The organism is Pseudomonas sp. IT-232MI5 (assembly GCF_949767845.1).
Classification (GTDB): Bacteria; Pseudomonadota; Gammaproteobacteria; order Pseudomonadales; family Pseudomonadaceae; genus Aquipseudomonas.
Genome location: NZ_CATKQE010000004.1, coordinates 193,878 through 214,210, shown reverse-complemented (window position 1 = coordinate 214,210; position 20,333 = coordinate 193,878). Strand labels below are relative to the sequence as shown.

15 protein-coding genes are annotated in these 20,333 nt (G+C 60.5%); 10 read left to right on the top strand and 5 right to left on the bottom strand.

Annotation, left to right across the window (positions count from 1 at the left end):
• The 3 genes from ACM6JQ_RS04800 to ACM6JQ_RS04790 form a co-directional block, all read right to left on the bottom strand.
• The coding region (locus ACM6JQ_RS04800) for a DUF6531 domain-containing protein (protein ID WP_007918284.1) at positions 1-1,158 on the bottom strand (1,158 nt) is incomplete at its 3' end.
• Positions 1,155-4,061, bottom strand: coding sequence for a type VI secretion system tip protein VgrG (locus tag ACM6JQ_RS04795; protein ID WP_414893325.1), 2,907 nt, complete (start codon positions 4,059-4,061; stop codon positions 1,155-1,157). The genes ACM6JQ_RS04795 and ACM6JQ_RS04800, both read right to left, overlap by 4 nt.
• 126 nt (positions 4,062-4,187) lie before the next feature.
• Positions 4,188-4,703 (bottom strand): Hcp family type VI secretion system effector, encoded by a 516-nt coding sequence (locus ACM6JQ_RS04790; RefSeq protein WP_007949952.1) that lies wholly within the window; start codon positions 4,701-4,703, stop codon positions 4,188-4,190.
• A 478-nt stretch (positions 4,704-5,181) separates the two neighbouring features.
• On the opposite strand from ACM6JQ_RS04790, the gene ACM6JQ_RS04785 reads away from it, so the two are divergent.
• Positions 5,182-6,003, top strand: coding sequence for an aldo/keto reductase (locus ACM6JQ_RS04785; RefSeq protein WP_414893324.1), 822 nt, complete (start codon positions 5,182-5,184; stop codon positions 6,001-6,003).
• A 25-nt stretch (positions 6,004-6,028) separates the two neighbouring features.
• On the top strand, positions 6,029-6,499 hold the full coding sequence (locus ACM6JQ_RS04780) for a DUF1810 domain-containing protein (protein WP_414893323.1): 471 nt from the start codon (positions 6,029-6,031) through the stop codon (positions 6,497-6,499).
• Here the strand turns inward: ACM6JQ_RS04780 and ACM6JQ_RS04775 are convergent.
• The gene (locus ACM6JQ_RS04775) at positions 6,464-8,824 is read right to left on the bottom strand and encodes a DNA polymerase II (protein WP_414893322.1); all 2,361 of its coding nucleotides are present in this window, start codon (positions 8,822-8,824) and stop codon (positions 6,464-6,466) included. The two genes, ACM6JQ_RS04780 and ACM6JQ_RS04775, sit on opposite strands and share 36 nt — an antisense overlap.
• A 198-nt stretch (positions 8,825-9,022) precedes the next feature.
• Here ACM6JQ_RS04775 and ACM6JQ_RS04770 point away from each other — a divergent pair, with 198 nt between their 5' ends.
• Positions 9,023-9,463, top strand: coding sequence for a CBS domain-containing protein (locus ACM6JQ_RS04770; RefSeq protein WP_007918278.1), 441 nt, complete (start codon positions 9,023-9,025; stop codon positions 9,461-9,463).
• Between the two features lie 130 nt (positions 9,464-9,593).
• On the opposite strand, the gene ACM6JQ_RS04765 is transcribed toward ACM6JQ_RS04770, so the two are convergent.
• Positions 9,594-10,217: a glutathione S-transferase gene (locus ACM6JQ_RS04765; RefSeq protein ID WP_007949951.1), complete on the bottom strand. Its 624-nt coding sequence runs from the start codon at positions 10,215-10,217 to the stop codon at positions 9,594-9,596.
• Between the two features lie 1,113 nt (positions 10,218-11,330).
• Between ACM6JQ_RS04765 and ACM6JQ_RS04760 the strand changes: the two genes are divergently transcribed.
• The 7 genes from ACM6JQ_RS04760 (at position 11,331) to ACM6JQ_RS04730 (ending at position 20,333) form a co-directional block, all read left to right on the top strand.
• Positions 11,331-12,155, top strand: a complete 825-nt coding sequence (locus tag ACM6JQ_RS04760) for an energy transducer TonB (RefSeq protein ID WP_095114281.1) — start codon at positions 11,331-11,333, stop codon at positions 12,153-12,155.
• Positions 12,156-12,222: 67 nt separating this feature from the next.
• The gene (locus ACM6JQ_RS04755) at positions 12,223-12,909 is read left to right on the top strand and encodes a MotA/TolQ/ExbB proton channel family protein (protein WP_371857975.1); all 687 of its coding nucleotides are present in this window, start codon (positions 12,223-12,225) and stop codon (positions 12,907-12,909) included.
• Positions 12,909-13,310: an ExbD/TolR family protein gene (locus tag ACM6JQ_RS04750; protein ID WP_007918272.1), complete on the top strand. Its 402-nt coding sequence runs from the start codon at positions 12,909-12,911 to the stop codon at positions 13,308-13,310. Before ACM6JQ_RS04755 ends, ACM6JQ_RS04750 begins: the two co-directional genes overlap by 1 nt.
• Before the next feature lie 207 nt (positions 13,311-13,517).
• On the top strand, positions 13,518-16,229 hold the full coding sequence (locus ACM6JQ_RS04745; RefSeq protein WP_176472374.1) for a TonB-dependent receptor: 2,712 nt from the start codon (positions 13,518-13,520) through the stop codon (positions 16,227-16,229).
• Between the two features lie 150 nt (positions 16,230-16,379).
• A complete protein-coding gene (locus ACM6JQ_RS04740) occupies positions 16,380-18,245 on the top strand; it encodes an extracellular solute-binding protein (protein ID WP_414893321.1) in 1,866 nt (621 codons plus the stop codon).
• A gap of 1 nt (position 18,246) precedes the next feature.
• Positions 18,247-19,311, top strand: a complete 1,065-nt coding sequence (locus tag ACM6JQ_RS04735) for a microcin C ABC transporter permease YejB (protein WP_095114279.1) — start codon at positions 18,247-18,249, stop codon at positions 19,309-19,311.
• Complete coding sequence (locus tag ACM6JQ_RS04730) at positions 19,311-20,333, top strand: ABC transporter permease (protein ID WP_038363484.1); 1,023 nt, start codon at positions 19,311-19,313, stop codon at positions 20,331-20,333. Before ACM6JQ_RS04735 ends, ACM6JQ_RS04730 begins: the two co-directional genes overlap by 1 nt.

The window sequence follows — 20,333 nt, the reverse complement described above, 5'->3', positions numbered from 1 at the left end:
TGAGTTGTAGGTGCGCGTCCATTCGATCGGGAAGGGGCCGGGCAGGCTGAAATCGGTATGACTGAGGCTTTCAGAGCCTATGGCGAAATTGATACTGCGCCCCGTGCTGGCGCAGGCGCAGTTTTTTTTCGGCTCGGGTGCGTGAGTCGCCGAAGCCTGTTGGCCGTTAGAGGCCAACTGCCCCTCGGATGCCGTACGCTTCGCCTGACCGGTCTTGTCCGGGTGGACCGCGGCGTTCTGCCCATGGGCATTGCGCTTGCGCCACAAGGTCACGGCACTGGAGAGGATCAGCAGCAACCAGCCGATCGAGTTCTGCACCGACTCATCGTCGAGCTTGCTCAACTGCGTACGCAGCTCCGGGCCCATGGCGCGCAGTTTTTTGGTTTCGTCAGAAACGGTTTTTTTGAAGTCATCGGGGACAAGGTTTTGCGCCACGCTGTTGGCCAGGCCTTTGCCTGCCGACTTCAGGGCGCTGTTGGCAGCCCCAAAAACATTGCTGAATGACGCCAGCGGATCATTCTTGAATTGATCGGCTGCGGCGCTCGCCTGGGCGCTGGCTGCATTCAGATCACCTTTGGCATCCAGATTGCCGAACGCCACCGCTTCGATGCCTATTGCAATCTGATCAATGATTTCTTCGCCGAGCTTGCCAGCGTCCGCCAAAATGCCCGGTAACTTGCCTTTGGCTTGCTCAACAAAATCATCCAGCGTGCCGATAATCGAGGCGTTCAGGTGGCCGACCAGCACCTCGATCACGGAAGTGCTGAGCAACACCTTGCTGCTGGCCCTCATTTCCTGACGCACCAGAAACAGCGTCGGGCGCAGGGTCATCCGCGCCGCGGCCATCGACGGCGGCAACGGCAAGACGCCGATCAGGTTGATGCCAAGACTGGCCCAAGCGAGCAAGTCGCGTTGCTTGGCGTTCGACAGGGTGACGATGTCACCCAGCGCATCGACTAGCGCCATGATGTTGCCCACCACCGGCAGGAAGCCGGCGTAGTTCTTGATTCGATCAAGCGTGACCACGCCATCCGTAGCCGATTGCAGCCAGGCGTCGAAGGTTGCCGCACCGCTGGCGACATCCTGAATGTCGATGGCATTCAGGGGAACGATGGCAACTTGAGGTTCACGTTTTACAGCAGCTACTTCAGTGGTCATGACAGCATCTCACCCGCCAACAGGCCCGGGGTTTTCAAGGAAGGTTTTGGCAGACTCGGTGCAGGCAGGCTCGGCAACTTGCCCGCCTTGCTTGCCGCCCCCAAAATCCCGGAGGCACTCGGCAACGCCGCACTCGCCAGCTTCGGCAACCCGGCCACCCCGCCCTGCGCCAAGCCTTTCACCTGCTGCGCCGTTTGCATCGCACCTTGCGCGGTCTGCATCGCACTCATCCCTGTTTGCGCCATGTCCTTACCCTTCTCCAACATCTCCCAGCTCTTGCTCGGCAACACCTGCGCGACCATGGCTTGCACTTGGCTCGGCACGTCTTCAGCCCCCGGCGGATTCAACGGCCACTCCGGTTTGCCGATGTAGCTGCCGTCGCTCCAGGTGTCCGCCGGATCCTTGCCGAACAGCACACGTGCCGGCCCCGGGGCAGCGCCGGCGACGCTGGCGAACCCCTTGCCGTCGAGCTTGCCTTTGATGCTTTTGCCCAGGGCATCGATGACTTCGTAATCGCCTTCCTTGATGCCCTGACGCCCGGCGTATTGGTTGAACAATTCAAGGTTGCCCTTGCCGGGTTTCGGTGGTTCCGGGAACACTCCGGCGAGACTTTTCGCCCCGGTGTAGGCGAAGTTCGCCGCGTGCGCGGTGTAAGGGCCGCTGGTGGCGTGGGTGATGCCGCCGGCGTTGTAGGTGGTGGCGCTGCCGCCGCCCTGAATCACCAGTTCGGTTTTCGCCGTGATGGTGATGCGGTCGGCGTTGGCGGTGATGTTGAGCTTGGCCAGCAGGTTGATGCTGTCCTTCAGTGCGCGCACGTCGATGTCGCCGGAGGCGGCGACCAGCCGCCAGCCCATGCTCTGCACGAACAGGCGCATGCCGCGACTGGCACTGGCGAGCAGGCGTTTGCCGATCGACAGGCTGGTGTGGCCAGTGCTGCTCAGCGCCAGGTGTTCGCCGGTGGCGATGTGGCTGGAGCGCGGCGTGGTCAGGGCGATGCCGGCGGGGCTGGCGAGGACCAGGTGCGGTTCGGTGAACTCGGGGAATTCGTTGGCGGTGAGGTTGGCGGGGCCCGAGCCGAGTACGCCTTGATGCTGGGCGTGCAGTGCCTTGGCGACGTCGTCCTGATCGCCGGCTTCCTGGGCTTGCAACTCTTTGGCTTGCACGGCGAATCCATCTTGCTGATCGCTCGCAGTCGCGAGGCGTTCAGCGGTTTCCGGCAGGTCCTTGTGGTGTTTCGATTCGTTCGGCCGTGGCTCGGTAGTGATCAGCAGACCGGCACCCGCACGTACCGCACCGTGGCGATCGGTTCTTAACTCAAACCCTTCGCCGCGTGGCTGGCCACCGCTCGGGCGCGGATGAGTCAGATAACCGAGGTTAATCGCACTCGCGCCGTGGTCGCTGCGCAGCGCGATGCTGATCTCGCTGGTGGTGTCGTCGATGCGTAATTCGTTGGCGCGACTGCCCTTGTATTCCTTGCTCTTGACCGTGGCCAGGGTCTTGAAGTCCGGCAGCTTGTACGGCGGCAGATTGGCGCCGTGGTACAGGCAACCAGTGATCAGCGGCTGATCGGGATCGCCTTCCAGGAAGGTGATCAACACCTCCATGCCGACCCGTGGAATGTTGATCGAACCAAAAGTCTCGGCTGCCCAGCTCGACGCGACGCGCATCCAGCAACTGGTCATGTCGTCGTGCTTGCCTTCGCGATCCCAGAAGAACTGCACCTTCACCCGGCCGTACTGGTCGCAGTAGATCTCTTCGCCCTCGGGGCCGCAGACCACCGCACTTTGCGTGCCGAGAACTTTCGGTTTCGGGTGATCGAGCGGCGGACGGTACGGCACGTCCCACGGGATCGCGCTGAAGCGGTTGCGGTAGCCCTGGTGAAAATCGTCCTTGAGGTCGGTGGTGTCGCTGGTCACCGACTCTTCCAGCACCTGCGGTTGCTTGCCTTCGTGGAAGATTTCGGTGAGCAGCCAGAGGTCATTCCAGGTCGGGTTGGCGTGCTCGGTCAGGGCGAGGAAATGCCCGCTGACCAGAATCGGCTGATCGCTATTACCCTCGGCCAGACGATAGTCGCTGCGATGGCGTTCCAGCGCGCGATTGGCCAGGTGTTTGCCGCGCTCGCGGTCAACGAAACGGCCCGGGTAATCGTAGTCTTCGAGGTCTGGCTGAGCCGAACTCTTGGCATCGCTTTCCAGCTCGATCTTCGGTTTGACGAAGTCGTAATCGCGACGCGTGGTGCGGCTGGTGCGGGTGGCCAGACGCAGGCCAAAACGCTTGACCACCGGTTTGTCGGCGACCAGTCCGGAGTCTTGCTGATAGGCCACTGGCGCGAGTTTCGGGAACACCGTCTGGTCATCGCCGAAGGTCAGTTTGTGCCCGCTCGACGTGTGCTGGAAGTGGTAGTGAATCCCCTCCTCTTCGCACAGGCGCTGGATGAAATCCAGGTCCGATTCGTCGTACTGCACGCAGTAAATGCGCTCGGGATAAATCGCGCTGAGCTGGAAGTGGTAATCGCTGGCAAGGATGCCGTGTTCTTCCAGCACCTGGCTGATGATCTGCTGCACGGTCATCTGCTGGAAGATGCGCTGGTTGACCCGGTGCGCGAGGTACGCCAGTTGCGGGCGCAGGGAGATCTTGTAACGAGTCAGGCGTTTGCCCGCCTCGCCCTGAGCGATGCTGTAGACCAGCCCGTGAATGCCGCTGCCGCTCGGCGACAATTGAAGAAACGCCAGTTTGTGCAGCACGCTTTCGAGGTTGATCGAAGCCTTTTCACTGACCAGTTCCAGCTCGAATTCGAATGGCGTGTTAAGGGCCTCGCGACCGGTGAACGACAGCACTTGAAAGTCGCTGTCGATGCCATCGACGGTCAGATTGAAATGAGGCTGGTTGGCCGGTGAGAACATCCCTTGTTCCTCGCGCAGTGCTGCGACGCGCAACAGCCCTCAAGGGGCTATTGGCAAAAAATTCTTTAGAAGTGAATCCGCCCCGACCAGTCATGCCGATCAGGGCGGTACAACAATCAGCCGTAATTAAACGACTGGAGCACGCCAGTCATCGGAACCCGAAGTACCGGACACTTCGTGGGTCCAGGTGATTTTGCGGTAGGTGAACTGCACTTCTTCCAGGTGGGTGAAGTGCGCGTTGCCTGGGTCCTGGCAGTTGTGCATTTTGTTGTTAATGGCGACGATGATCGCGTCTTCCAGTTTGGTGGTGTAGTAGTGCTCTTGGGTGCCTTGCGCCGAAGTGCGGTACCACTGGATAACGATTTCGCTCATGCGCTCGCCGGAGGTCAGCGCCGCTTGCAGCAGCGGCGAAGCCTTGTCGTAGACCTTGGTGATGACCACTGGCTTGTGCACGCGCTGACCGGTTGGCTGACCGGATTGCGGGTCACGCGGGATGATCACGTCGTGGGTGAAAGCCTGCACCATGACCTGGTCTTCGTGGCCTTCCTGGTAGGTGTTGCCAACGGAGTCAGCGGTGAATGCACCGGCAGTGATCAGGCCTTGTTTTTCGCCGGTAACCGACATGTACGCTGGTGTTGCCATGGGATGCTCTCCTTGCTTGAAAGACATACCTCTCAGGCACCATTGCCTGAAAAGGATGGCTATGCGCCATCAAACTTCATGCCAGCTTTTATGCAACCCATACAGATCAAGGCCCCGAGCTCATCGACTGATCTTTTCCTGTGATTAAGCCAATGAAAAACAAGGAAAAGTGCGCAACTTTTTGCGCAGTGGTGTGCAAGAAGTTGCGCACTTGGCTGGAGGCCACGAGCTACGCGGCCTGCAGAGACTTGCCCGGGTGGAAACAGGCAAGGCACTGCGCAACTTCTTGCGCACTTGTACGTGGATGGATAAAGAAGAGCGCCAGATCAAAAGATCGCAGCCTTCGGCAGCTCCTACATGGGAAACCGCTACCCATAAGGAAAGCGCTGCCGAAGGCCGCGATCTCTTTGCTTATTGAACCCCTGAGCTATCCTGCTGCCCACTAAAAGGTATCGACACATTCAGCAAGGAGGTTTGCATGCGTACCCTCGAATTGGCCGGCGTCCAGGTTCCGGTGATTGGCCAAGGCACCTGGCGCATGGGTGAAGATCGCTCGGCGCACAAGCGTGAAGTGGCGGCGCTGCGCACGGGGATCGAGCTGGGCATGACCCTGATCGACACGGCGGAAATGTACGCCGAGGGCGGTGCCGAAAGCTTGGTTGGCGAGGCCATCGCCGGCCTGCGCGATCAGGTGTTTCTGGTGAGCAAGGTCTACCCGCACAACGCCAGCCGCAAGGGCATCCCGCAAGCTTGCGAGCGCAGTTTGCGCCGGCTCGACACCGACTACATCGACCTCTATCTGTTGCACTGGCGCGGCCAGTATCCGCTGGAGGAAACCGTCGAGGCCTTCGAACGCCTGCGCGAGGATGGCAAGATCGGCCGTTGGGGTGTGTCGAATTTCGATGTTGACGATCTCGAAGAACTCTCAAGCTCGGCCTGCGCGACCAATCAGGTGCTTTACAACCTCGAGGAGCGCGGCATCGAGTTCGATCTGCTGCCGTGGTGCCAATACCAGCGCATGCCGCTGATGGCTTACTGTCCGATCGGCCAGGGCGGTGCCATGCTCGCCGAGCCAGTGTTGAAAGACATCGCCGCTCGTCACGGCGTAACGCCCGCACAGGTTTCGCTGGCGTGGATTCTGCGTCAGGATGGTGTGATTGCGATTCCCAAGGCTGTGCGACCGGAGCACGTGCAACTCAATGCACAAGCCGCGCAACTGCAACTGGAGGCCGGGGATCTGGCGGCGCTGGACCAGGTTTTTAAAGCGCCACAACGCAAGCAGCGGCTGGCCATGGTCTGAGCCAGCGGCTGGCGAGGGCTTCGCGATGAGAAGCACTGATCAGTACGACCCGTTCAACCTGCAACGCTTTGTCCAGGCCCAAGACCCGGTGTTCGAGCGCGTGCAACGCGAACTCGATGAGGGCCGCAAACGCAGCCACTGGATGTGGTTTGTCTTTCCGCAGTTCGCCGGCCTGGGCGGCAGTGAAATGTCCCGGCGCTACGCCATCGGTTCGGCCGAGGAAGCCCGGGCTTATCTGGCTCACGAACTGCTCGGCGCACGCCTGCGGACTTGCACGCAGTTCGTGCTGAAGGTGCAACAGCGTTCGATTGCGGAGATTTTCGGCCATCCCGATGACCTGAAATTCCATTCCTCAATGACTCTGTTCGCCCAGTTTGCCGCTGAAGACAGCGTGTTCAATCAGGCGCTGGAACGCTACTTCCACGGCATTCTCGACGAATGGACGCTGCAACTGCTCGACTCAAAACAGGCCCAGTTGCCCCCCGATCAGGGTTGAGAAATCGTCGTCGACAAACGGCAGAATCGCGTCCGCCACCGGTTGCAGTTGCCGGGTGATGTAGTGGTCGTAGTCGATCGCGGCGCGGCGCACTTCCAGCGGTTCGGGACCTGCCAGGGTGATGACGTAGCTGATCCAGCCGCCATTCTGGTACTGCCGTGGGCGCCCGTGCTGGGCGTTGTAGTCGTCGGCCAGCCGCGCCGCGCGCACATGCGGCGGGACGTTGCGTTCGTAATCGTCGAGGGTGCGGCGCAGGCGTTTGCGGTAGACCAGGCGATCATCGAATTCACCGGCGAGGGTTTTGCGCACGTAGTCACGCACGTAATCCTGATACGGCTTGCGCTGGAAGATCCGCTCGTAGAGTTCCTGCTGGAATTGCCGGGCCAGCAGCGACCAGTCGGTGCGCACGGTTTCCAGGCCTTTGTAAACCATTTCATCGCTGCCATCAGCGCGGGTGACGAGGCCGGCATAACGTTTTTTGCTGCCCTCCTCCGCGCCGCGAATGGTCGGCATCAGAAAGCGTTTGTAGTGAATTTCGAATTGCAGTTCGAGCGCGCTTTCCAGGCCATATTCATCACGCACATGCGCGCGCCACCAGTCGTTGACGTGTTTGACCAGCGCATGACCGATGTTCGCCGCCTCCTCCTGCCCATGCGGACGACGCAGCCAGACGAAGGTCGAGTCGGTGTCGCCATAGATCACCGCGTGGCCCTGCTCTTCGATCAGCTTGCGCGTGCGCAGCATGATCTCGTGACCGCGCAGGGTGATCGATGAGGCCAGCCGCGTATCGAAGAAGCGGCAGCCGCTGGAGCCGAGCACGCCGTAGAAGGCGTTCATGATGATTTTCAGCGCTTGCGACAACGGTGCGTTGTGCTCGCGCTTGGCGGTCTCACGACCTTCGGCCACCCGCGAAACGATTGACGGCAGACAATGCCGGGTACGCGAGAACCGCGCACCTCGGAAGCCCGGCACGGAGTCGCTATCGTCCGGGTGTTGCAAGCCTTCGATCAGGCCGACCGGGTCGATCAGAAAGGTGCGAATGATCGATGGATAAAGGCTCTTGTAATCGAGCACCAGCACCGACTCATACAGGCCCGGTTGCGAGTCCATGACAAACCCGCCGGGGCTGGCCTGCGGCGGATTGGTGCCGAGATTCGGCGCGACAAAACCCTGTCGGTGCATCAACGGCATATACAAATGCGTGAACGCTGCTACCGAGCCACCGCTTCTGTCCGCCGGCAGTCCGGTGACACTGGCGCGCTCGAGCAGAAAGGTCAGCAACTCGGTCTTGGCGAAGATCCGAGTGACCAGTTCGCAGTCCTTGAGGTTGTACTTGGCCAGCGCCGGTTTGTCCTCGGCGAACATGCGGTTGATCTCGTCCATGCGCTGGTACGGGTTGTCGATCGACTTGCCTTCGCCGAGCAGAGTCTGGGCAACGTTTTCCAGACTGAACGACGGGAAGCTCCAGGTCGCTGAACGCAGGGACTCGATACCGTCGATGATCAGCCGCCCCGCTGCGGAGGCGAAGTAGTGATTGCGGCTGCCGTGTTCGCGCCATTGCATCTCTTCGCCGCCACGGCCGATCTTCAGCGGCACGCCGAGGCGCCGCGCGTGCTCGTGGAGGATGCGCAAATCGAACTGTACGACGTTCCAGCCGATGATCGCGTCGGGGTCGTGACGGGCGAACCAGTCGTTGAGTTTCTTCAGAATGACCGTGCGCGAATCGCAGTATTCAAGATCAAAGTCGACGATGCTGGCGTCGCCGTTCGGCGCACCGAGCATGTACACCTGACGTTCGCCGCACCCTTCGAGGGCAATCGAATACAACTCGCCGGTTTCGGTGGTTTCGATGTCGAGCGAGACAAGGCGCAGCTTCGGTCGGTAATCGGGGTCAGGTTTGAGCTGGGCGTTGAGCAATACGCCGTCGGCATCGGGCGTGCCGCTGAACCGCACCGGTGCGGTGATAAAGCGCTCCATCAGATAGCGCTCCGGCGGGCGCACGTCGGCTTCGTAGACGTCGACCCCGTTGCGGTTGAGCGCGGTTTCCAGGCGCATCAACTGGCCGTGTTGCTGACAATACAGACCGAGCACCGGGCGATGTTCGAAATCCTGCAGGGCCAACGGGCGCAGTTCGACGTTCTTTTCGTCGTGCAGCAGACGTTCGGCAGCCTCGCGCTGCTCGGCAGGAACAAACGCCACCGACGGCTGATGCGGCAGGCGCACACGGCGCGGCCCGGCGTCGGTCGCCAGCCAGAACTCGACTTCGGTGCCGGCCGGCGTATCGCGCCAATGCCGGGTCAGGACGAAGCCCTGCGGTAAATCCACCACTGCAACCTCAGGAATTGAAACAGAGGGGCATTCTACGCGGCATTGCCTGGGATGACTCTGGCGATAAATAGCCGCCAGCCACGGAAAAACCCGGCAAATGACGTTTTTTGCGTGTTATCTGCCGCTTTGCCACCTTGCCCTGCGCGCTTGCGTCTACGATGCTTGGATAACAACGACAACACCTGAGTAACCGCCATGAAGACCGTCGCCCAACTGCTCAAGCTCAAAGATCAGAAAAATCAGGAAGTGCACCAGATCAAACCTGATCACATGGTGCTCGAAGCGCTGATGAAGATGGCCGAGAAAAACGTCGGCGCCTTGCTGGTGGTCGAAGACGAAAAAGTGGTCGGCATCATCAGCGAACGGGACTATGCGCGCAAATTGGTACTGCATGGCCGCTCATCCGTGGGCACGCCGGTGCGCGACATCATGGTGGCGAACGTGATCACCGTCGACACCCACCAAACCGTCGACACCTGCCTGGGCATCATGTCGGACAAACGCCTGCGCCACTTGCCGGTCGTGGAGAACGGCAAGTTGATCGGCCTGCTGTCGATCGGTGACCTGGTCAAGGAAGCGATTGCCGAACAGGCGGAGTTGATCAAGCAGTTGGAGCAGTACATTCGCGGGGAATAAATCCCGAAGACACCACCGCCCCCTGTAGGAGTGAGCCTGCTCGCGATAGCGTTCTGTCAGCCACCTTATTTGTAGGTGACAGACCGCTATCGCGAGCAGGCTCACTCCTACATTTGAATCTGCGGTGTGTTCAGGACGGCCAATGCCGGGCAAACACCGGTGCCAGCACCGGATGCCGGTCAATTCGCTGCAACCACGCATAAAACCCCGGCCGCGTCTGGCGCAAATGCTCGCGGCTGCCCGCCCAGCGCGTCACCACCGCCGCCAGCACATCCAGCGCCCCCGGGGTTTCGTCATCCAGATACAGCTCGGCGGAAAACTGGTCGGCAAATACCTCCCAACTCCAGTGCAAACGCTCACGCGCGCCGGCCACCAGATTCTGTCGCGAGGCTTCGTCGGGCATCAGCAGCCAGCGCTCTGGATAATCGATGACGCCGATCGCTGCGTAGCAATTGCTGACGATGTAGACCAGACCGCGAATGGCCTGATCGCGATCATCCGCCTTGGCTGGCAGCAGGCCGGACTTGGGAAACGTCAGGCCCAGATGAATCAGGATCGCCGCACTCTCGGTGAGAGCGCTGCCGTCGGGCAGTTGCAAGGTCGGTATCTGCTTGAGTGGATTGAGCTGGGCCAGTGCCTCGGCGGCTTCGGTGCTGGCTTCGATATCAATGAAACGGTAAGCGATCTGGCACAGTTCCAGCGCCGCTTCGATGGCGGCTGCGCCTGAATTTCTGTGCCCGTAGAGCTGGTACATATCCAATCCCCCCGAAAAGACCATTGCCACAGGGTAGATGGCTGTAGCGTGGGTGTAGAAAAAATCTGCCTGTGTATCGGTTTTGGCACGGTTTTCCCATGCACTCGCGACTTGCGAATTCAAACCTCGCAAAACAGCGCTGGCGGTGCCCATCCCGCACCAAGAGCAATCATCGAACGCTATCCGCGTTCTTGTAAGGTGCGATACCGAACCAAAAGTTCGCGTATCCGAGCTGGCAACAAGGAGTTCACCGAGTGAATCTTCAAACGCTTTGCCGCATCACAGCCTCTTTGCATTTATCCGTTCGCCGCCGAGTTCATCCGAACAGTCCCGGCTACCTTCACTCTTACTTTATTACCTGACACCTCGACAGCGCACTGCGTTCGGCAATGAGTTATTGGCCGACGGCAGCGTGCTATTTATTTTTTAAATAAGACTCGGGCAGTTATTGCACAAATGCAGTGTGCATCGAACGACAGCAGGATTGTCGAACAATAACTTTTAGTGCCATTGCAAGTGCACCAAAACTGCTCCACGGGCTTGCACTATTCAATACTTAAAACAGTGATTTCATTTAAACAACAACAAGGAACATGCCCCGTGAGCCGCTAAAACATTGACCCGCACCAATTCAGTCCGCCGCGCACCAGCAAGTGCCTTGGCCGCCAGTTGCGCAGCCGCTCTATCCCGCCAACCCGCGTGATATGGCGCACAGCCTGACTCGCCTGTGAAAAAGCTCCCTCAACCGGAATAACGGCAATCTGCGCGCCATGGAAAAACCACGACAAGGGTAAAACTTATATAAATGCGACATGGGTAACACTCATGAAATACGCACTCTACATTTCAGCAACATGTGGCACAGCGGTTGCTATGTGTAACAAGCATGAGACACCGACAGTGCGCTCACGTAATAGAAGAACAACCAGGGAATGGCTAATGAACACTCGAAGTCGATGACGCCAAGCCAGTAAGTTTGCACAAGCCTTGTTAACCGGATAGTTCAACTATCGGCTTCTGCACACCTTGAAGAAAGTTACACCCACCCACTCGAATATCCCCTGGATGTTCGGACGGCACCTTATTGCCCTTCATCAACCCGAGGGAGCTTTAATGAACGATGCGGTAAAGCACAGAACCCTGCCGGGGCCGTTGCGGGAAGCGCCAATTCCGCCGCCACCGGGCAGGCCGGCGTTTAAAGCCAATACCTCGCAACCCGGTGGTCTGAATAAACAGCAGATGGTGTTGCTGGTCGCTGTGTCGGCGCTGATACATGGCGGCGCCTGGTGGTTTCTCCAGCAATCGAAAACACAGCCATTGCCAACGCCGCCGCAGATTCCGGAAATGACCGTCGAGCTGACCAGCCCGACGCCACCGGCACCGCCCACTCCGGAACCGCCGCCACCGCCGCCTCCTCCACCACCGCCGGAACCTGAACAACCGGTGGAAGACGAGGACGCGGTCAAGCCACCGCCGAAACCGGTGGAGAAGCCCAAGCCGATCGAAAAACCAAAACCGGTCGAGAAGCCGAAACCGGTGAAAAAGGTCGAGCCGCCGAAAGCTCCACCGGCCCCGGCACAACCGGCTGCACCCGCTGCCCCGGCCACCCCGAGCGCACCGCCGGCCCCTGCCGCCGCGCCGGGTCCGGTCAAGGAATCGGCAGCGATTTCCGGTCTCGCCAGCCTCGGCAACCCGCCGCCGGAATACCCGTCGCTGGCGCTGCGGCGCAACTGGGAAGGCAGCGTGGTGCTGCGCATTCAGGTGCTGGCCAATGGTCGCGCCGGCTCGGTGACGGTGACCAAATCCAGCGGCAAACCGCAACTGGATGACGCGGCTGTTGCCGCCGTGAAGAACTGGAAATTTATTCCGGCCAAACGCGGTGACACGCCGATCGACGGCTTCGCCACCCAGACCATCGATTTCAAATTGCCGCAATAACCGAACGCTCAATCAACGCACAACCGAATAACGCAAGCGAGGTATCACCATGAACGATTTGTCTTCGATGATTGTCCCCGGCGTGCTCTGGGGTCTGGTGCTGTTTTCCGTGGTCAGCTGGGCGATCCTGCTGGTCAAGTCGGCGCAGTACCTGCGGCAGAAAGCGCAGAACAAACAGTTCACCAAAGCCTTCTGGGGCGCGCCGGATCTGCTCACTGCCGCCGAACACGCCAGCCAGTATCCGGGCTCGCTGGCGCGCATTGCCAGCAGCGGTTTCGAAGCGCTGCTGGTGGAAGACTCGCCGCGCACCACCCAACAACTGGCACACACCATCAACCGCTCGGATCGCCTGGAACGCAACCTGCGCCAGCAGATCCAGAAGGAACGCCGCTCGCTGGAAAACGGCCAGGCGATCCTCGCCAGTATCGGCAGCACCGCGCCGTTCATTGGCCTGTTCGGCACCGTGTGGGGAATCATGGAAGCGCTGAAAAGCATCGGCGAAACCGGTTCGGCCAGCCTTGAAGCAGTGGCTGGGCCGATCGGTCACGCACTGATCGCCACCGGTGTCGGCATCGCTGTCGCCGTGCCAGCGGTGCTGATTTACAACTTCTTCCTACGCCGTTTGAAACTGGCCTCGGCGGACATGGATGACTTCGCCCACGACTTCGACGCCCTCGCCTCGCGCAGTGCGTTTTCCATCAGCCGTCAGGCCATCGCCAGCAAAACCACAGCCGCCGTGCGGGAGGCCAGCTGATGTCGTTCTCCACTCAAGACAGCGATGAAGTACTCAGCGAAATGAACGTCACGCCGTTGGTCGACGTGATGCTGGTGCTGCTGGTGGTGTTCATCGTCACCGCGCCGCTGATGACCAACGCGATCAAAGTGAATCTGCCGAAAACCGACGCCGTCGCCCCCGCCGAAAAGAAAGACCCGGTGGTGGTCAGCGTCGATCAGGACGGCAAGTTCTATCTGGCGAAAACCGAGTTGGCCCCGGAATCGCTGGAAGCCAGCCTCAAGGAGGTCAAGGCCAAGGACGCCGAAGTCCGCGTGCAGTTGCAGGCCGACTCCGCCGTCAATTACGGCCAGGTGGCGAAAGCCATGGCGTCGATCGAACGCTCGGGTATTACCAAAATATCGGTGATGACCACCCACTGAGTGCGGTGGCGGCCGGGTCTTGAGAGACGCGCCCGCCACCGCCCGCTGAATCCTGTCGCAATCAGCCGACCGAAAAAACGCCACGCGTCTTCGGAGGGGATCGGCTTGCTTGAAGAAAGTGGTTTTCCGCACGCGGTATCACCGATAGCGGAGCAATGAGGGGCTCACAAGGCCAATTCGATAACGTCTAAAAAGTCGGAAATAACCATGCTGATGAACACTCCACGCTTCACGCTCAAACCCTTGGTGGCCACGATTTCTCGCCACCGTTTTGTTCCGTTGTATCTGGTGGCCATGGGGATGGGCGCTGGGACTGTGCAAGCGGCCGAGGACGACAACGCTTCCGTCCCGGCAGCTGCGGCGGTGGTTGCGCCGACCACGCAACTGCAACGGGTCGAAGTGACGGGCTCGGCGATTCGCCGGGTCGATGCGGAAACGGCGGTGCCGATCACCATTCTCAAGGCCGATGAACTGCGCAAACAGGGCGTGACCACCACCGCCGAACTGGTCCAGCGCATCACCGGCAGCCAGTCGATCAACAACAGCGCAGGCTCAGTCGGCGCAGCCACTGGCGGCGCCTCGTTCGCCGACATGCGCGGCATCGGCGCGAACAAGACGCTGGTGCTGCTCAACGGTCGACGTCTGGCCAACAACGCCTTGTCCGGCACCAACTCGGCCGGCGGCGCGGTGGATCTGAACATGATCCCGTTTGCCGCCATCGAACGCGTGGAAGTGTTGCGTGACGGCGCGTCGGCGCTGTACGGCACTGACGCCATCGGCGGTGTGATCAACTTCATCACCAAGAAATCCCTGACCGACGGCCAGTTGACCCTCGGCGGCGAAACCCCGACCCACAGCGGCGGCGGCCAAACCAAAGACATGAGCGCCAGTTGGGGCTACGGCGACCTGGAAGAGGACCGCTTCAACGTCCTCGGCGTGTTCAACTACAACAAGCAGCAGAACCTCGACGCCAACGATCGCTCTTTTGCCACTGACTATGCCCCCGGTCGCGGTCTCGATCAGACTTCCGGCACCGCATTTCCCGGTAACTACAGCCAGAACGGCAACGCCACCAACCCGTTGGCCAACAGCAATTGCAACGGCCCCAACCTGATCGCCCGCGACGGCTTGTGCCGCTTCAGCACCCGTGAATACATCGACCTGGTGCCGCAGACCGAGAAGACTTCGTTCTTCGGCAAGACCACCGGCAAACTCGGCGACGATCACAACGTCAACCTCGAGTACTTCTGGTCGCGCAACAACAACGCCACGGCGATCGGCCCTGCGCCGTTGACCGGTCTGAGCCTCGATTCCTCGTCGCCCTACTATCCCGGCAACGGCATCACACCGGCGCCCACCGATTTCGCCCTCGACCCGACCCAACCGGTGGACGTCAACTGGCGTGAAACCGCTGCCGGCCCGCGGGAATCGAAAGACCAGAACACCAGCCAGCGCTTCCTGCTCAGTTTCGATGGTCTGGTCGCCGGCTGGGATTACAACGTCGGCGCCTCGTACAACCAGAACAAAATCGTCTCCAGCGTCACCAATGGCTTTGTCAGCGATCAGGCGATGATCAATGGTCTGGCCAGTGGTTTGCTCAACCCGTTCGGCCCGCAATCCGCTGCCGGACAGCAGTACATCGACGACGCGGCGTACCACGGCGCCTACTCCACTGCCGTTGGCCGTGTGGCCGGTTTTGACGGACGCATCAGCCGCGAGATCGGCGACTGGTTCGGCGCCGGCCCGTCCGGTCTGGCGCTGGGCGGCGAGTACCGCAAAGAGAAATTCCATCAGGACTTCGAGTCGTTCGCCGGCGACATTCAGAGCCTCGGTATCGACCCGGCCGGCAGCGTCGAAGGCGACCGCAGCGTCAAAGCCGCCTACGCGGAAATCAACGTGCCGGTGCTCGACAGCCTCGAACTGTCCGCCGCCGTGCGCCACGACAAATACAGCGACTTCGGCAGCACCACCAACCCGAAATACTCGTTCCGTTATCAGCCGTTGAAAGAGCTGGTGGTGCGTGGCGCGTACAGCGAAGGTTTCCGTGCGCCGTCGCTGTACGAGCTGTATTCGCCACGCAGCATCACCTTCACCCAGGGCTACTACAACGACCCGGTGCTGTGTACTGGCGGCGTGGTGCAACCGGGCGGCAACGGCGGCCGCGATTGCGGTCAGCAGTTCCTCCACCAGATCGGCGGCAACGAGGATCTGGCCCCGGAGAAGGCGCGCAACGTGACGCTGGGCTTCGTGTATCAGCCGATCAACAACTTGTCGGTGGGTCTGGATTTCTGGTGGATTCACATCTCCAACCAGATCCAGCCGTTCCCGGAATCCACCGTGTTTGATCAGGCCGGCTCCTACCCGGACCGCTTCGTGCGCAACGCCGACGGCACGCTCAACTACATCGTCACCGGTAACGCCAACCTCGGCATTGTCGAAACCAACGGTGTCGATGTGTCGCTCGATTACCGCTTCCCGAACACGCCGTACGGTCAGTTCGGTCTGGGCCTGCAAGGCACCTATGTGGACGAGTACGACTTCCAGAGCACCATCAAGGGCCCGTTCACCGACAAGGTTGGCGACTTTCAGGGTGACGGCGTGATCGCGCGCTGGAAGCACAACCTCACCGGCAGCTGGACCTTCGGCGCGGCGCGGGCGGCACTGACCAACCGCTTCACCACGGGTTACAACGACTACGACCGCGACACCCACGCGCGCGTGGCGTCGTATTCGGTGTGGGACCTGTCGGCCGGCTACACCTTCAACAAGGTGCTGGATGTCGATGCCGGGATGAAGAACGTGTTCGACCGCAACCCGCCGTTCTCCAACCAGGCCTACAACTTTCAGAGCGGCTATGACCCGCGCTACACCGATCCGCTGGGCCGCACCTTGTTTGCGCGCATGACTTACCACTTCTAAAGAGCGAGCACCGCAAAACCCTGTGGGAGCTGGCTTGCCAGCGATAGCGTCGTATCAGTCGACATTTACTTCACTGACGTACCGCTATCGCTGGCAAGCCAGCTCCCACATGGGGACCGGGTTCCTTCAGGGATTTTCAGGAGTGACTTCATGAGTTTTTTGCGCAACATGGCGGGCCTGCTTTTGGGCAGTGCGCTGCTGTGCACCGGCACCTCGGCGCTGGCCGGCGGCAGTTATGCGCTGACGGTGTACGACGAGGCGCCGAAGTACCCGGCGAACTTCCAGCACTTCGATTTCGTCGATCCCAAGGCGCCCAAGGGTGGTTCGCTCAGCCGTGCGTCGATGGAGATCGGCCAGTACAACTACATCACCCCTTATGCCGATCAGGGCATTTCCGTGGTGCAGGTCAACGACTGGGTGTACTCGCCATTGGCGTTCCGTTCGCTCGACGAGCCCTACACCGTTTACGCACTGGTCGCGCAACAGATCGAGCGCGACCCCGAAGGCTTGTGGGTGCGTTTCACCCTCAATCCAAAAGCACGTTTCGCCGACGGCGCGCCGATCACCGCCGAAGACGTGCGCTACACCTTCAACCTGCTGATGACCAAGGGCAGCTTGAGTTATCGCCAGCAATACGCCGATGTGCAGGACGTGCTGATCGAAGGCCCGCGGCAGGTGCGCTTCACCTTCAAGAACAATCTCAACCGCACCTTGGCGCTGGACCTGGCGACGATGCGCATCGTCCCCGAGCATTGGTGGAAAACCCGCGACTTCGCCAATGGCGGCGGTTTCGAGCCACCGCTGGGCAGCGGACCGTACCGGGTCAGCAAAGTCGACGCCGGGCGCAGCATCAGTTTCGAGCGCGATCCGGACTGGTGGGGCAAGGACCTGCCGGTGAGTCGCGGGATGTACAACTTCGACACCCTCACGGTGAATTTCTACGGTGACACCGACGTCGCCCGGCAACTGTTGCAGGCCGGCGCGTTCGACTACAACCGCGAGTTCTCCTCGTCTGGTTATGTGGTCGGCTATGACAGCCCGGCGTTGCGCGACGGCCGCTTGCAGCAGTCGATCCTCGCTCCGGACAAACCCACCGCCGCTCAGGGCTTCGTATTCAACATGCAGAACCCGTTCTTCAAGGATCGCCGCGTGCGTCAGGCGATCAGCCTGCTGTGGGATTTCGAGTGGACCAACAAACAGATGATGCGCGGTTTCTACGTGCGCCAGAACAGCTTCTGGCCGAAGAGCGAAATGGCCGCCACCGCGCTACCTGATGCCGAAGAATTGAAGATCCTCGAACCACTGCGCGGACAGATTCCCGACGAAGTTTTCACGACCGTGTATGTGGCACCGAAAACCGATGGCAGCGGCTACATCCGCGACAAACAACTGCAAGCGCTGAAGCTGCTCGCCGAGGCTGGCTGGACGCCGCAACACAATCGTCTGGTCAACGCTGCTGGCGAGCCGCTGGAGTTCACCTTCCTCGACGGTCAGGGCGGCTTCGATCGCATGCTGCTGCCGTTCAAACGCACCCTCGCGCAGATTGGCATCACGCTGAATTTGCGGCGCATCGATTCGGCGCAATACATCAACCGCCTCAACGCCCGCGACTACGACATGATCGTCGTCGCTTTCCCTCGCAGCGGCGATCCGATCGTCTCTCCCGGCCGCGAGTTGTACAGCCTGTACGCCTCGCAAAGCGCCACGCAAGTCGGCAGTTCGAACTCGATGGTGCTGGCCAACCCGGCGGTCGATCAATTGATCGACGGACTGGTTCAGGCCAACACCCGCGAGGCCATGGTGCATTACGCCCGCGCCCTCGACCGGGTGCTGCAATGGGGTTACTACATGATTCCCAACTACTACTCCAAAGGCACGCCGACGGTGTATCAGAACCGCTTCGGCATGCCGCCCGTGCAACCGGCGTACGACGAAGGCCTCAACACCTGGTGGGAGGTCTCGGCCAAGGCGTTGACCACCCAGCAGATGCACACTCAGCTTGCGGGGGGCCAGTGACATGCTGCGTTATCTGAGTCGACGTTTGCTGCTGATCATCCCGACGCTGTTGTGCATTCTGGTGGTGAATTTTCTGATTGTGCAGGCTGCGCCGGGTGGGCCGGTGGAGCAAGCCATCGCCCGCTTGCAAGGCTTCGGCGGGCACAGCATGGGCGGTGGTGGCGAGGTTACTGCGGTTGGCGGCGCGGGCCGCAGCAGCCGTGGCCTCGATCCGGCGTTGATCGAGGAGATCAAACACCATTACGGCTTCGACAAGCCGATGCACGAACGCCTGTGGCTGATGCTGAAAAACTACGCGCAGCTGGATCTGGGCAGCAGTTTCTTTCGCGGCGCCAAGGTCACTGATCTGATTGTGCAGAAGCTGCCAGTGTCGCTGTCGCTGGGGTTGTGGGCGACGTTGATGACTTACCTGATTTCGATCCCCCTGGGCATTCGCAAAGCGATCAGGAACGGCAGCGCGTTTGATGTCTGGAGCAGCACGGCGATCATCATCGGCTATGCGATGCCGGCGTTCCTCTTTGCGATTCTGTTGATCGTGGTGTTCGCCGGCGGCAGCTACGTCAACTGGTTTCCGGTGCAGGGGCTGGTCTCGGATAACTTCGACAGCCTCAGCACCTTGGGCAAAGTCGGCGACTACCTCTGGCACCTGGTGTTGCCAGTGACGGCGCTGGTGATTGGCGGTTTCGCCACGCTGACCATTCTGACCAAGAACAGCTTCCTCAACGAGATCAGCCGCCAGTACGTGATCACCGCGCGGGCCAAGGGTTTGACCGAGCGCCGCGTGCTCTACGGCCATGTGTTCCGCAACGCCATGCTGTTGGTGGTGGCCGGTGTGCCGTCGGCGCTGATCGAAGTGTTTTTCGCCGGCTCCCTGCTGATCGAAACCATCTTCAACCTCGATGGCCTCGGGCGCATGAGCTATGAGGCGGCGGTGTCGCGGGATTACCCGGTGGTGTTCGGTGCGCTGTTCCTGTTCACCCTGTTCGGCCTGTTGATCAAGCTGATCGGCGATCTCTGCTACACCCTGCTCGACCCGCGCATCGACTTCTCGGCGAGGACTGCCTGATGTTCACACTTTCTCCTCTCGGCCAGCGTCGTGTTGCGCAGTTCAAGGCCAACCGGCGCGGACGCTGGTCGCTGTGGCTGTTTGTCGGCCTGTGCCTGATTTGTCTCGGCGGTGAGCTGATCGCCAACGACAAACCGTTGGTGATTCGCTATCACAACGCTTTTTACTTCCCGATCCTCAGCGATTATCTGGAAACCGATTTCGGCGGCGAGTTGCCGTTTCAGCCGGATTACGCCAGCAGCTATGTACACAAACTGATCGAGGATCAGGGCGGCTGGATGTTGTTTCCGCCGATCCCGTTCAGTTACGACACGGTCAATTACGATCTCAGCGAACCAGCGCCGAGTCCACCGTCAGCAAGCAACTGGCTGGGCACCGATGATCAGGCGCGCGATGTGCTGGCGCGGGTGATTTTCGGCACGCGGATTTCGATTCTGTTTGCGCTGATCCTCACCGGCATCAGTGCGTTGATCGGCATCGTTGCCGGGGCGTTGCAGGGTTATTACGGTGGCTGGGTCGACTTGCTCGGGCAACGGGTGCTGGAGATCTGGTCGGGGTTGCCGGTGCTGTACCTGCTGATCATTCTGTCCGGCTTCGTCTCGCCGAGTTTCTGGTGGTTGCTGGGGATCATGGCGCTGTTTTCCTGGCTGGCGCTGGTCGATGTGGTGCGCGCCGAGTTCCTCCGTGGGCGCAATCTGGAATACGTCAAAGCCGCGCGAGCGCTGGGTCTGACCGACAACGAGCTGATGTGCCGGCATATTCTGCCCAACGCGATGACCTCCACCCTCACCTATCTGCCATTCATTCTGACTGGTGCGATTGCGACGCTGACTGCGCTGGATTTTCTTGGCTTCGGCATGCCGGCTGGCACCGCGTCGCTGGGCGAATTGATCGGTCAGGCCAAGCGCAACCTGCAAGCGCCGTGGCTAGGGCTGACGGCGTTTTTTGCCCTGGCACTGATTCTGTCCTTGTTGGTTTTTATTGGTGAGGCTTGCCGTGATGCATTCGATCCCCGGAGCTGA

Excerpts from the sequence above, each read along its gene's own strand:
- ACM6JQ_RS04795 (WP_414893325.1), bottom strand. The coding sequence starts at position 4,061 with ATGTTCTCACCGGCCAACCAGCCTCATTTCAATCTGACCGTCGATGGC.
- ACM6JQ_RS04790 (WP_007949952.1), bottom strand. The coding sequence starts at position 4,703 with ATGGCAACACCAGCGTACATGTCGGTTACCGGCGAAAAACAAGGCCTG.
- ACM6JQ_RS04785 (WP_414893324.1), top strand. The coding sequence starts at position 5,182 with ATGCGTACCCTCGAATTGGCCGGCGTCCAGGTTCCGGTGATTGGCCAA.
- ACM6JQ_RS04780 (WP_414893323.1), top strand. The coding sequence starts at position 6,029 with ATGAGAAGCACTGATCAGTACGACCCGTTCAACCTGCAACGCTTTGTC.
- ACM6JQ_RS04770 (WP_007918278.1), top strand. The coding sequence starts at position 9,023 with ATGAAGACCGTCGCCCAACTGCTCAAGCTCAAAGATCAGAAAAATCAG.
- ACM6JQ_RS04765 (WP_007949951.1), bottom strand. The coding sequence starts at position 10,217 with ATGTACCAGCTCTACGGGCACAGAAATTCAGGCGCAGCCGCCATCGAA.
- ACM6JQ_RS04760 (WP_095114281.1), top strand. The coding sequence starts at position 11,331 with ATGAACGATGCGGTAAAGCACAGAACCCTGCCGGGGCCGTTGCGGGAA.
- ACM6JQ_RS04755 (WP_371857975.1), top strand. The coding sequence starts at position 12,223 with ATGATTGTCCCCGGCGTGCTCTGGGGTCTGGTGCTGTTTTCCGTGGTC.
- ACM6JQ_RS04750 (WP_007918272.1), top strand. The coding sequence starts at position 12,909 with ATGTCGTTCTCCACTCAAGACAGCGATGAAGTACTCAGCGAAATGAAC.
- ACM6JQ_RS04745 (WP_176472374.1), top strand. The coding sequence starts at position 13,518 with ATGCTGATGAACACTCCACGCTTCACGCTCAAACCCTTGGTGGCCACG.
- ACM6JQ_RS04740 (WP_414893321.1), top strand. The coding sequence starts at position 16,380 with ATGAGTTTTTTGCGCAACATGGCGGGCCTGCTTTTGGGCAGTGCGCTG.
- ACM6JQ_RS04735 (WP_095114279.1), top strand. The coding sequence starts at position 18,247 with ATGCTGCGTTATCTGAGTCGACGTTTGCTGCTGATCATCCCGACGCTG.
- ACM6JQ_RS04730 (WP_038363484.1), top strand. The coding sequence starts at position 19,311 with ATGTTCACACTTTCTCCTCTCGGCCAGCGTCGTGTTGCGCAGTTCAAG.